The sequence below is a fragment of the Bartonella sp. MU37NMGALS genome (assembly GCF_042194015.1).
Taxonomy (GTDB): domain Bacteria; phylum Pseudomonadota; class Alphaproteobacteria; order Rhizobiales; family Rhizobiaceae; genus Bartonella; species Bartonella grahamii.
Map to the genome: position 1 here is coordinate 13,470 of NZ_JBHIML010000008.1, position 12,759 is coordinate 26,228.

Consider the following 12,759-nt stretch of genomic DNA (forward strand, 5'->3'; position numbering starts at 1 on the left):
CGTGAAAATAAAGCAATTTATATGGCCATTGATTGGTATCTTAGCAATGCTGGTATCTATTCGAATTCTTTACATGAAGCTCTCTGCCATTTCATTTGGGGATGTATTGGAGCGCTTGAGCAATTTAAATGCACAGCACTGGTTATTAGCCTGTTTATGTTCTCTCCTAGCTTATGCTGCTCTTGCTGGATATGATCGAATTGCCTTGCAACATCTAGGCCATAAAATTTCTTGGATTTTTATCGCTATATGTTCATTTACAACCTACGCTCTTTCACACAATATCGGTGCTTCAGTTTTTTCTGGTGCCGTTGTACGCTATCGCGCCTATAAAATGAAAGGGTTAAACGGAACAGAAATCGCAATATTAGTAGGTTTTTGCTCTTTTACTTTTGTAATCGGTACAATCTTACTTTTGGGAATCGTTTTGGTGCTGCAACCCGAAATTATCACCCTCATTCATAAAGAACTTCCTGAATGGCTAGGAACAACAGCTGGAGCAATTTTACTCAGCTGTATAGCACTTTATACGTTTGGCAGCTGGCTTCAGTTAAAACCCTTACGCTTAGGTAAGAAAATTCAACTTTCTTATCCACGGTTGAAAATTGTTATTCAACAGCTTCTCATTAGCCCTCTAGAGCTTTTAGGAGCAGCAGGAATTATATATGCTGTTCTCCCACACAATGCAGATATTCATTTTATCTCTGTTCTTGGTGTTTTCCTAGCATCTTTTACGATAACTCTTCTCTCCAATGCTCCAGCAGGAGGAGTAGGAGTTCTTGAAGCTCTCTTCATAACAGGTATGCCCAATATAAATCCAACCGATGTTATTGCAGCACTTATTGTCTTTAGAATGTTTTATTTGATTATACCGCTCATCATTTCATTATTTGTGGTCGCCATTTTTGAAGCGCATCAATATTGGAAAAGAGCCTCCAAAACACCACCTGAATAAATAAAAGGCTATCAACGACTTCTTTTTTGTATGCCTATAAAGACTATAATCTATACTAAATTCGATTGTATATGTAAATTAATACAATCATTATTTGTATTTATCTTTTTTATATTGAAACTTGAAGGTCCCCTTTTATAAGAATCTTACTTTACGAAAAACATAGAAATATTTATCTATTTTCCTTCAAAAAAACTCCCATAAAATTGGATACTAAAAGTACTATTTCATAGTGTAATCGATTTTTATGTTAGATAAAGCACATGATTGCAAAACTTTTTGCAAAAAACAAATGCGCAAAATTAAAAACCTCTATCTGAAAATAATTTCATTTTATTGTTTGAAAAGAAAATTTATTATAGATAAAGAATACCTAAAGAACCCTTTTAATGAAAGAGCAAGCCTGCACCATTATACTATTTTTCCAATGTTGTGATAACTTTTAGCGCTTCAGAACGTTAATAAGAATCATTTTTATGCTTTTCTTCAATAGTCTTTATCCACACGTTAATCTCATTTATGATGCAAAAATAATAATTTTAATTAATTCATTATAAGAGGGATTGAAACAAAAGAAGTTTATTACAATAAAGTTTTTTTTCAAAAAAGAATAATTAATTATTATAAATCAATATATTATAATGATTCTGAGCAGCTTTCTTAATGTTTATCTTTTTAGCGGTTAAGCTAAAGGCAAAACAGTATAGCGTAACTGTAAGGTCTAATATTTAAAAACTTGAAGCCTTATTAAAGCTTATTTTCTGTCGTTTAGCAGGTATTAGCTTTAAACAATTAAACTGATCTAATTTTATTCCTGTTATGTCCATCTAACTACTTTGTTTTATCTTGATTTATCCTCTTGGAATACTGATGATTATTACAGAGATTTTTTGTTTAAGTAGGAGAGTTATCAAAAAATATCCACGCTACTGACACAACTAAAATGTAAAGTTTCTTCTATCTTTAAACAATATGCCAAAAATCCAAAAAAAATTTAATCAATTTATATTAAAAGAAGTGAAAACTGTTGATTTTTATACCCCTTTAATAACACAATTGTCGGTAAGAAACTTCTCCTTACCAATTGCGATTAAAAAAAAGAAACAATACGCATTAAAAGATCTTTAAATATCTTTTGGAAGTTCTTTAAGCCCTCTAAAAGTACAAAACCTGATGACTAAGCTATATCAACAATCTTCACTTTTAAACAAACGCATATGGGGAAATCCTACTTCCCAATTTTATTTAGCAACTCGTATCTTAAAAAATTTACGCAATCAATTAAGTTATTTATGGTATAAAATCGAATGGTGGGTGATGAGGGGATCGAACCCACGACCCGCTGATTAAGAGTCAGCTGCTCTACCGACTGAGCTAATCACCCATAAGCTTCCCAAAAGATGAGAATGAGCGTTTCTATAACGCTCCTAAGGATGGATGTCCAGATATTTTGTTGTTTGTTATATAGACTCATTGTCTGTAAGGTTAAAAATATGATATTCTCCACTTGATCTTATATAAAAATAACCCCATTATAAGAAACCTTATAAATAAATGTTCTGATTGTTATACAGAATCTATAGTTGGAGGATTATCGAGCATAATGCCCGAGCAAAATTTAGAGGAACCTTCTTGTGGTTTTAAGCGGGATGGGGCATCATTTTGTTTTATCAGTAATCACATGCATTCAAGCAATATTTTGCTGGTTTTTTCGTTGAATATAAATTTTTTTACATTCAATGTTCATGATCCAATATACGAATAAAAGCCTATGAATTTTTTTTGTCAATCGCGCGCTTTTAAGCTTCTAAAAGGTAAGGAATGATGGAATGGATCACTGATCCCCATGCGTGGTTTGGTTTGATCACGTTGGTTTTTCTCGAAATTGTTTTAGGAATAGATAACCTTATCTTTATTGCAATTTTAGCTGAAAAATTGCCACTGCATTTGCGTGACCGCGCACGCTTTCTAGGTCTTACTTTAGCATTAATTATGCGGCTTTTCCTTCTTACAGTTATTGGATGGGTTATGAGACTCGATAGAGTCATTCTTTCACTTTCATCTTTTGTATTTAGTTGGCATAGCTTTATTTTAATCGGTGGTGGAGCCTTTTTGCTAGCAAAGGGAACGCTAGAATTACATGAAAGGTTAGAAGGGGTATCACATGAAAGAAAAACAGGCCTTGGTTATGCTGTTTTTTGGCAAGTAATCGTCCAAGTCGTGGTGCTGGATGCCGTTTTTTCACTAGACAGTATTATTACCGCAACAGGTATGATTGCAAAAGAGCAGGCAGCAGTTATGTATATTGCAGTCATAGCTGCTATGGGAGTAATGATGTGCGGATCTGGTGCTCTTATGCGTTTTATTAATCGTCATCCCACTATTGTAATCCTTTGTCTTGGTTTTTTGATGATGATTGGTTTTACTCTCATTGTTGAAGGATTTGGTTTTCATATTCCAAAAGGGTATTTGTATGCTGCTATTGGTTTTTCTGTTCTCATCGAAGTTTTTAATCAAATTGGACGTCGTAACCGTGAAAAAATGATTAAAACGAATGATCTACGCAGTAGAACAGCTGATGCTGTTTTGAGGCTCTTAGGAGGAGGAAGCAAAGATAGTCACCTTGCTGAGACTGTAGATGTTATTGCTGAACAGGCCGCAGCATCTGAGTTGTTTAGACCAGAAGAAAAGGAGATGATTCGTGGTGTTCTTGATTTAGCTGATCGCCCTGTTCGCTCTATCATGTCGCCGCGTAATGAAATTGAATGGTTAGATTTAAATGCTGATGAAAATGAAATGCGTGAAGAATTACAAAAGGTTAAACATAGCCGCTTAATTCTTGCGCGTGAAAAAGTGGATGAATTTGTTGGCGTTGCGTTGACAAAAGATCTTCTTTTGAATTTGGCTGAGGGGAAAAAGATTAATTGGAAAAAAGCTATGCGAGAACCCCTCGTTGTTCATGAAAACACAAGTGTTTTACGATTGATGGAGCAATTACGTCATTCTTCGATTCAGCTTGCAATTATTGTTGATGAGCATGGATCTTTTGAAGGAATTGCAACACCAACCGATATTCTTGAAGCTATTGCAGGAGACTTTCCTGATGACGATGAAGAACTCATGATCGCAGAACAACTTGAAAATGGCAGTCTTCTTGTTGAGGGATATGCTGATATCCGCCGTTTAAGTGGTTATCTTGGGCGTAACCTTGTGGATGAAGCAGATCGTTATACGACTCTGGCAGGCTTTATGCTTTGGCAGTTTGGTCATTTACCAAATGAGGGAGAAAGTTTTGAAACTGATGGTTTACACTTTAAAGTGATTGAAATGGAACGCCGAAACATATCTAAAATTCTTATTTCTCCAATTGTCTTACCAGAAAAAAGCTAATTCTTTTTATAAGCAAGATGAATAAAAAGATTTTTTTATGATTAAAAATTGAAAAGAATAAGAAGTTGATGACTTAATTGCATTTCATTATTTTTATATTTTTTAAGCGTAAAGTAATGAACATACAAAAGTTATGTTATCAATAAACTTTCCATTATAAAAATTTTCATTGATGATTTACAAAAAGCTGTAAGAGAAAAAATGATGCAAAATTATTTGTCAATGGTCATTAATCTCAAAAATTATGAATATATACAACATATTGATTTATAATAATTATTTATTATAACATTAGCTTCACATCAAGAAATCATCTTTCAAACATCAGATTTCTGCCAATGGATAGAACTCCGCCATTGTTGGGTTCACTCAACTAATAATGGCAGCGTTAAACTAGACTCTGGTTCCTATAATTTTTTGAGATCTTCTTGATATTTCTTATCTTTTGTTTCGATAAATTTAGCTATTTTTTTCCTTCCAAGAATGAAGCTCCACCTCTCTAGAAAGCTCTTATTAAGAACTTTGTTTTTCTTCCACATGGCTCATATTTTTTGCTACTTTTGCAATTAAAGTGTAGCTGAGTTTCTTAGATTTCACCACTTCTTTGGCTAAAGCCAATGCACGTTCAAGATGAGTCTTTTGGGTATTTTCATCAAAGCTAAATGATCCCCTGCACTGAAACTTTGATAATAAGATTGTAAGGTTGCAACATTACCCAATAAAGCCAGTGCACCAATATGAAGTAGCTATAATCTGCATCATCTATCTTGATAACCTTATTGCCTCAACTTCACTCTTTTGCCAAGGTAGTGCTCCATATCTGGAATAAAAGCATTTATGAAGATCAATTTTTTTCTATCGCCTATTTCAAGAGATAATCAAGCTTAATTCCAACCAATCCGCATATATTTCTTCTTCACAAACTCTCAACCCCTTTTTATAAAAATCAAGTTGTAGATCTTGTAAGTGCTGAGAATTGATAGGGATCAATTACCATGCAGGCAGTAGCTAAAATACCAGTACTAATCGAAACTCCAACATCAAATTACGGATAACCTTTGATAATTGCGTCATTATAAAGAATTTGTACTTCACAATCTGGTAGTTGATAACGTGCTGAATAATTATCTACCTCTTTAATTTTTTCAACAGACCAATCAAGATTTTTGAAGAACACTGTTGCACTCTCCATGGCTAAAAAATTCTTTGCTCTACCTCAAAAGAGGTTGTATCCATATCAAAAGTCAAAAGCGAAGCAGATTTTTGCAAATAAAATTGATAACGCCGTATAAGAGAAGAATCTTATCATAAAAAACACACAACAAAGTCAATAGTTTGTGTGAAATTATTTCATATGAATTCCATTTAGAATTCACACTTTATACGTGATTCAATTGACCATTTTTTATAAACAATTGCCATGTATGAATAGACTATAAAAAGCAAATTATGATGCAAATGTTATAAGGCATGTAAACATTCAAATAAAGTGAAAAGCAGCTATCATTCATAACAGTTCATAAACTTTATGATACGTTTTTATCACACACAAATCGCATTGTTAAAAACGTAATCGTTTGAAATTATCGATAACATAAATTGCATGCGCTTAAAGAATAGCATACTTCAAACCAAATGTTTGTCGCATCACGCGCCCTGTTCAAACTAATAATAACATATTCATTACCTAATAGAATACCAACTCCTGCACCTGCATAAAGCGAAGCAATAATCCACCCATTATGGCTATGCTGCATGACCATAATAGAACCCAAAACCACCATTGCTGCACTCGCAACACGAGAAGCAAAACGGATCAAGTGTTAACGCCATGGAAATAATAAGTGCACTCATTACTATAGCTGCACAAGATAGCATGTGAGGAGCAAGAGATATATTCCGAATTCTGCCAAACGTAAAGAACATACTCCCAACTAAATAACCACCGTAATTAGCGCTAGCTATATAAAAAAGTTGATTAAAGGTAAACAATCCCTCATCCAACATAACTGGCAATATTGGTGTATAGAGAAATCACCCGATACCCATTCTCAAAACCATAATAACCATACCGAATACAGCGTTTTGAAACAATTCAAATTTTGACGATTATTTTTATCCCCATTATTATTCCTTTAACTGGTGATATTCCTCATCCGCGTTCCATCTCACCATAAAAGCCTTTAGCTCGAAAAATAGAATAAAAGAAAATTTAGCTATCTATTTTAATGCTCAAAACAACATATTTAGCGATCTACTGTCAAAAATGCCAGATCAATTATACAATAACATATTGAATTAATTATGTATTTTTATGTTATAAATGTTTTATAGTTAAATTGAAAGCATATTTAGATAATCTTGCTTTTTTATCTCGATATTCAAAATGACTAACCGAGAAGTTATGTACACAACCGTAAATCTTACTTCTCTTAAAATCATTTTCTTCTTCGCTATAAAACTTAATAAACAACTCAAATGGACCATTTTCATGAAAGAGGAAATTAGCTTCTTTTTTGGTAATATTGTTATTTAGAATGATATGCAGTTGAAGAATTTGGTGCACCCGACAGAATTCGAATCTGTGACCTCTGCCTTCGGAGGGCAGCGCTCTATCCAGCTGAGCTACGGGTGCTTCAAACTGATTATTAAAATCAGTTATGGTCTTTTAACTAATCATACTCTTAGCTTCAATGCTAAATTATCATTCTAATAAAAAAATTACTTGTTTGTAACTTATCTAACGATGCACTCCTCTTACTTTTCAATGATACTTTACCTTGAAATAACTTCTCTTTATTCAATGCTCTTTTTATTATAAAAAGAGCTTTTGTTACAACTTCAAAACTCTCAAAAATAAATTACAACATACATTATAAGTATCAGGATAATTTTTAAATGACTACATTACCAAGTCGCTTTCATTTTATTTCCGCAGAAACTGAGGACGCTATCAAAGCTACCCATAAATTAATTTCCGTTTATGGTCATTCTTCTCTGGAAGAAACTGATATTGTTGTTGCAATCGGTGGTGATGGGACAATGTTACAAACCGTACGAGACGTCATGAACACAGGCAAACCTATTTATGGCATGAATCAAGGTTCTGTAGGATTTCTTATGAATGAATTTCATGAAAAAAAATTGCCCAATCGTATTGCTGTCGCACATAAAAAAGAAATTCATCCCCTGCGCATGATTGCAAAATCTGAATGTCAAGATTCTATCGAGGCGCTTGCAATTAATGAAGTATCCCTCTTTCGGCAATCTTATCAAGCCGCAAAAATTCGCATCACTATTGATAACAAAGTACGCATGGAACAATTAAGTTGTGATGGTGTCCTCGTCGCTACACCAGCTGGATCGACCGCCTATAATTTATCAGCACAAGGACCTATTTTACCTCTTATGGCCCCCCTTATGGCCCTCACTCCCGTTAGCCCTTTTCGCCCTCGGCGTTGGCATGGAGCTTTGCTTCCCAATACAGTAATAGTGCGCTTTGATATGCTTGAACCTGACAAACGCCCTGTCAACGCTGCTGCAGATAATATTGAAGTTAAATCTGTCCATTCAGTTACTATTTCAATGGCAACAGAAGTAACAGCTTCAATCCTTTTTGACTCAAATCATTCATGGGATGAGCGCATTTTATCAGAACAATTTCGCTATTAATGATTGTATTATGCTTTTTATGTGTATATGATTGTTATAGTTAGTTTTTTTGTGAAAACATCTTAACACTCTTAAGAGTATAGAATATTGGTTATAATTATCATTTAGATAGCGCAGTTAAAATCACAGAGCAATTGATAAAAAAATGATACCATCTTTAAACAGTTTTGCTGATTTAGGTCTTTCCGCAAAAGTTATTAATGCGGTGGAATCAGCGGGATATACAGCTCCAACACCTATTCAAAGTGAAACAATTCCACATGTCCTTCAAAGAAAAGACGTTTTAGGAATCGCCCAAACGGGAACAGGTAAAACCGCTTCTTTCGTATTGCCTATGCTCACTCTCCTTGAAAAAGGTCGTGCAAGAGCACGAATGCCCCGTACGCTCATCTTAGAACCAACACGGGAAATTGCAGCTCAAGTTGAAGAAAATTTCGACAAATACGGAATAAATCATCGTTTAAATGTTGCTCTTTTGATTGGTGGAGTTTCTTTTGAACTCCAAGATCGCAAACTTGAACGGGGAGCTGATGTTCTTATAGCAACACCAGGGCGCCTTCTCGATCATTGCGAGCGCGGTAAACTGCTCCTGATGGGCGTTGAAATCCTTGTTATTGATGAAGCTGATCGCATGTTGGATATGGGCTTTATTCCTGATATTGAACGCATCTGTAAGCTAACTCCTTTTACACGTCAAACTTTGTTCTTTTCTGCAACAATGGCGCCAGAAATTGCAAAAATAACAAAGCAATTTTTACATTCTCCTGTTTCTGTTGAAGTTACAAAAGCATCCTCAACCGCAACCACAATTACACAGCGGCTCGTCAAATCGGGAAGTAAGTCATGGGATAAAAGAGCTGTTTTGCGAGAACTTATTCATAATGAAGGTGCAGAACTTCAAAACGCTATTATTTTCTGTAATCGGAAAAGAGATATCTCTGAACTTTTTAGATCTCTCATCAGACATAATTTTAGTGTAGGTGCGCTTCATGGAGATATGGACCAATACTCGCGCATGAGCACATTAGCCGATTTTAAAGACAATAAACTCACACTTCTTGTTGCATCTGATGTTGCCGCCCGTGGACTTGATATCCCCGCCGTAAGCCATGTCTTCAATTATGACGTTCCCACACATGCTGAAGACTATATTCATCGAATTGGTCGTACAGGGCGTGCAAATCGTAGCGGAAAAGCTTTTACAATTGTCACAAAAGCTGATCAAAAATATATCAATGCCATTGAGGAAATGAGTAATGAAAAAATTGAATGGCTCAATGGAGATCTCTCAACTTTAATAGCCGATGATCAAACAGAAGATATTGTTGTAAAGAAAAAATCTTCAAAATCACCAAAGAAAACTGCTCCAAAAGAGCCTGTTGCTCACACTAAAAAATCTGTAGAAGAGAATGAAACAGAATGTATCAAAAATGCAAATGATAAAGAGAAGCCATCTGAGCAACAACGCCCACGAAAAAATAAGAATTACACGCCCCTTGGATTTGGTGATGATATTCCTGCTTTCATGCTTATAAAAACGTGTAAATAAATTCGCTCTTTACTCTCTTTAAGAGTGAAATGAACGAAATGCTTAAAAAAAGCCGCTCTTATTTCCTAGAGAGTCTTTCTGCTACCTTTTCACGCCCTAAAAGCTGCAAAATTTTTCCCATTTCAGGTCCATGATCCATGCCTGTAAGTGCCTGACGTAATGGCATAAATAAAGCTTTTCCTTTCCGACCTGTTTTTTCTTTTAATGCTGTTGTCCAAATTTTCCAACTTTCCTCATTCAAAGCACCTTCAGGTAAGAAATCGAGTGATTGACGCACAAATACACGATCCTCTAGTGCCACTGTATCAAAATTCTGTTCATCATGAATGATTTTCCACCACAAAACAGCATCATTGACTTTATTAATATTGTTTCTTATCGCGTTCCAGAAATATTCCGCCTTATCTCCCTCAATAGAAAGTTTTTTAAGGCGCATTTTTACTTCTTCATAGGTTAACTCATGGACAAGATGACTATTCAAAGCAAGAAGATCAGCAATATCAAATTTTGCAACGGATCTTGACGTATCTTGGAGATTAAAATGCTCTAAAAGCGCTGCTTGATTAGGATAGGGATGCACATTTTGCGATGTCCCAATCAAAACGGCAAGGCATTGAACAGCTATAGATTCAAATCCTTCTTCCCTTAGAGAACTAATAGAAAGATCATTGTTACGTTTTGAAAATCCTTTTCCTAAAACTGTCGCCAATAAATTGGTATGAGCAAAAACCGGTAATTCTGCATTAAGAGCTTTAAAAATAGCAATTTGAGCGCCTGTATTTGTAATATGATCATCCCCACGAATAATATGCGTAATAGCCATATCTACATCATCAACAATAGAGGGCAATGTATAAAGATAGCTTCCATCTTCACGAATAAGAACAGGATCTGAAAGAGAAGCCAAATCAATCGTCTGCTTTCCCTTTATTGCATCATTCCAGCAAACTTCTGTTCGCTTTGTTTGTAAAGGATCACTTTCAAAATTAGGAAGAAGAAAACGCCAATGGGGTTTACGACCTTGAGATTCAAAGTTTTTTTTCTCTTCTGCTGTCAATTTTAATGCTGCACGGTTATAAATAGGAGGCAATTTGCGTGAAAGCTGGATTTTACGACGTCGCTCTAATTCTTCTGCAGTCTCATAACAGGGATAAAGAAGCCCGCGTTGTTTGAGAATTTCCGCAACTTCATCATATCGATTAAATCGCTTAGATTGGTAATAAATTGAATCTGGTTGAATACCAAGCCATTCAAGGTCAACAGCAATAGCATCGATATATTCTTGTTTAGAACGTTCAACATCTGTATCATCATAGCGCAAAATAAATTCTCCCTTATACGCTTGCGCATAAAGCCAATTGAAAAGCGCAATACGGATATTGCCAATATGAATATAACCTGTTGGAGAGGGAGCAAAACGAACTTTAACCATAAAATAATACTCAATTTTTATCGCGAAAATGATTGACTATGGGATAGCGACGATCGCGTCCGAAATTCTTGTAACTGATTTTTACACCGGGTGCAGATTGTCGTCTTTTATATTCGGCACCATAAAGAAGCTGTTCAACTTTCTCAACAGTTTCCCGTGAATACCCACGTTTAATAATATCACAAATACTCATGTCATTTTCTATAAGAGATTGCAAGATATCATCTAGAATAGGATAAGGCGGAAGAGAATCTTCATCTTTTTGATTTTCCCGCAGCTCTGCAGAAGGCGTTTTTTCTATAATATTGGATGGAATGACAATTCCTTCTGGTCCTTTCAAATTGTGCAAGTGATTTTTATTGCGCCACTCAGCTAATGCATAAACCTGCATTTTATAAATATCCTTAATAGGATTAAACCCGCCATTCATATCACCATACAGTGTTGCATATCCCACAGCCATTTCCGACTTATTGCCTGTTGTCACTACCATTGAGCCAAATTTATTGGAAAGTGCCATTAAAATAGTCCCACGTACACGGCTTTGAAGATTTTCTTCTGTCACATCAGACGGCAACCCTAAAAAAACTGGCGCCATTGCGTTCAAAAAAGCTTCAACAGGTTGCTCAATCGGTATTATTTCATAATGACATCCTAGAAGTTGTGCACACTCTTTAGCATCTTTTAACGATTCTTGTGAAGTATAATGATAGGGCATCATAATGGTGCGAACTCTCTCAGAGCCAAGAGCATCCACCGCCATTGCCGTACACAGGGCTGAATCAATTCCTCCTGAAAGACCAAGAATAACATCCTTAAAGCGATTTTTATTAACGTAATCTCTCAACCCTAAAACACAAGCTTGATAATCGGCCGCTAATCCATTGAGAAGACTTTCATTAGGACCTGAAATACAGTGCCATCCCGTCGTTATTTTTTGCCAATGGCTCAAAGCAATATGGCTATCAAAGTGCTTCATTTGAAATATCTTTTTTCCTTCTCCATTCAAGGCAAAAGACCCGCCATCAAAAACGAGCTCATCTTGACCACCAACTTGATTAGCATAAATAATTGGTACCCCAGATCGTAGAGCTTGCGTATGAACAACATCTATACGTTTTAAGGTTTTATTACGATAGTAGGGAGATCCGTTAAGGACAAGAATAATTTCCGCTCCTTTATTACCAAGCTCCGCACAAAGTGAAGAATCATTCCAAATATCTTCACAAATCACTATTCCTAGTCCTACCCCACGATAGATAAGAGGCTCAGGTCGTGGGCCTGAAGAAAATAAACGCTTTTCATCAAATTCAGCATAATTAGGTAAATCAAACTTCAAATTTTCGGCAATGACTCGCCCTTCATCAAGAAGCATGACACCGTTGTAAATATTGCCATTGCGTCTTAATGGAAGACCAATGACAATTCCTGGTCCACCTACGGTTATCTTTGCTAATTTCTTAACAGTCTCTTCACATGTTTTTGTAAAAGCAGGTTTTAGAACAAGATCTTCCGGCGGATAAGCGCTTATAAAAAGTTCCGTGAATAAAACAAGATCAGCCCCCTCTTCTTTGGCCTTTTGATGTGCCATGGCAGCTAAAGAAAAATTCCCCTCAATATCACCAACAATAGGATTTAATTGGGCAATTGATACCCGAAAATCATTTTTCATAAGCCTTTGTATCATTTCATCAGTTTAGCAACCACAACTTTATTCTTCATCATCAGGAAATATCACTTTTTTAAAAATTCTCTTCTGCC

Annotated in this window: 8 protein-coding genes, 2 tRNA genes and 1 pseudogene; 4 read left to right on the forward strand and 7 right to left on the reverse strand. The window is 35.5% G+C overall.

Annotation, left to right across the window (positions count from 1 at the left end):
* Nucleotide 1: 1 nt before the first annotated feature.
* Entirely contained in the window at nucleotides 2–955 is a 954-nt protein-coding gene (locus ACFIJP_RS05810) for a YbhN family protein (protein WP_375626218.1), read from the forward strand.
* Between the two features lie 1,308 nt (nucleotides 956–2,263).
* Here the strand turns inward: ACFIJP_RS05810 and ACFIJP_RS05815 are convergent.
* Nucleotides 2,264–2,339, reverse strand: a tRNA-Lys gene (locus tag ACFIJP_RS05815).
* A 437-nt stretch (nucleotides 2,340–2,776) separates the two neighbouring features.
* Here ACFIJP_RS05815 and ACFIJP_RS05820 point away from each other — a divergent pair.
* On the forward strand, nucleotides 2,777–4,345 hold the full coding sequence (locus tag ACFIJP_RS05820) for a TerC family protein (protein WP_375626220.1): 1,569 nt from the start codon (nucleotides 2,777–2,779) through the stop codon (nucleotides 4,343–4,345).
* Between the two features lie 608 nt (nucleotides 4,346–4,953).
* Here ACFIJP_RS05820 and ACFIJP_RS05825 read toward each other — a convergent pair.
* From ACFIJP_RS05825 to ACFIJP_RS05840, 4 genes and pseudogenes are all read right to left on the reverse strand, one after another.
* Nucleotides 4,954–5,082: a hypothetical protein gene (locus tag ACFIJP_RS05825; protein WP_375626294.1), complete on the reverse strand. Its 129-nt coding sequence runs from the start codon at nucleotides 5,080–5,082 to the stop codon at nucleotides 4,954–4,956.
* 308 nt (nucleotides 5,083–5,390) lie between these two features.
* Nucleotides 5,391–5,522, reverse strand: a complete 132-nt coding sequence (locus tag ACFIJP_RS05830; protein ID WP_375626221.1) for a hypothetical protein — start codon at nucleotides 5,520–5,522, stop codon at nucleotides 5,391–5,393.
* 406 nt (nucleotides 5,523–5,928) lie between these two features.
* Nucleotides 5,929–6,352: pseudogene (locus ACFIJP_RS05835) on the reverse strand (YbfB/YjiJ family MFS transporter).
* Between the two features lie 551 nt (nucleotides 6,353–6,903).
* Nucleotides 6,904–6,980 (reverse strand) — tRNA-Arg (locus ACFIJP_RS05840).
* Nucleotides 6,981–7,243: 263 nt separating this feature from the next.
* Between ACFIJP_RS05840 and ACFIJP_RS05845 the strand changes: the two genes are divergently transcribed.
* The gene (locus ACFIJP_RS05845; RefSeq protein WP_375626223.1) at nucleotides 7,244–8,017 is read left to right on the forward strand and encodes an NAD kinase; all 774 of its coding nucleotides are present in this window, start codon (nucleotides 7,244–7,246) and stop codon (nucleotides 8,015–8,017) included.
* A gap of 145 nt (nucleotides 8,018–8,162) precedes the next feature.
* Nucleotides 8,163–9,566, forward strand: a complete 1,404-nt coding sequence (locus ACFIJP_RS05850) for a DEAD/DEAH box helicase (protein WP_375626225.1) — start codon at nucleotides 8,163–8,165, stop codon at nucleotides 9,564–9,566.
* 58 nt (nucleotides 9,567–9,624) lie between these two features.
* Here ACFIJP_RS05850 and gltX read toward each other — a convergent pair whose 3' ends face one another.
* Nucleotides 9,625–10,998 (reverse strand): glutamate--tRNA ligase, encoded by a 1,374-nt coding sequence (gene gltX / locus ACFIJP_RS05855; RefSeq protein WP_375626227.1) that lies wholly within the window; start codon nucleotides 10,996–10,998, stop codon nucleotides 9,625–9,627.
* A gap of 10 nt (nucleotides 10,999–11,008) precedes the next feature.
* Nucleotides 11,009–12,670 (reverse strand): NAD+ synthase, encoded by a 1,662-nt coding sequence (locus tag ACFIJP_RS05860; RefSeq protein WP_375626229.1) that lies wholly within the window; start codon nucleotides 12,668–12,670, stop codon nucleotides 11,009–11,011.
* Nucleotides 12,671–12,759: the final 89 nt, after the last annotated feature.

What these genes read in the sequence shown, in the direction of transcription:
- ACFIJP_RS05845 (WP_375626223.1), top strand. Translation starts at nt 7,244, where the DNA reads ATGACTACATTACCAAGTCGCTTTCATTTTATTTCCGCAGAAACTGAG.
- ACFIJP_RS05850 (WP_375626225.1), top strand. Translation starts at nt 8,163, where the DNA reads ATGATACCATCTTTAAACAGTTTTGCTGATTTAGGTCTTTCCGCAAAA.
- ACFIJP_RS05860 (WP_375626229.1), bottom strand. Translation starts at nt 12,670, where the DNA reads ATGAAAAATGATTTTCGGGTATCAATTGCCCAATTAAATCCTATTGTT.
- gltX (WP_375626227.1), bottom strand. Translation starts at nt 10,998, where the DNA reads ATGGTTAAAGTTCGTTTTGCTCCCTCTCCAACAGGTTATATTCATATT.
- ACFIJP_RS05820 (WP_375626220.1), top strand. Translation starts at nt 2,777, where the DNA reads ATGATGGAATGGATCACTGATCCCCATGCGTGGTTTGGTTTGATCACG.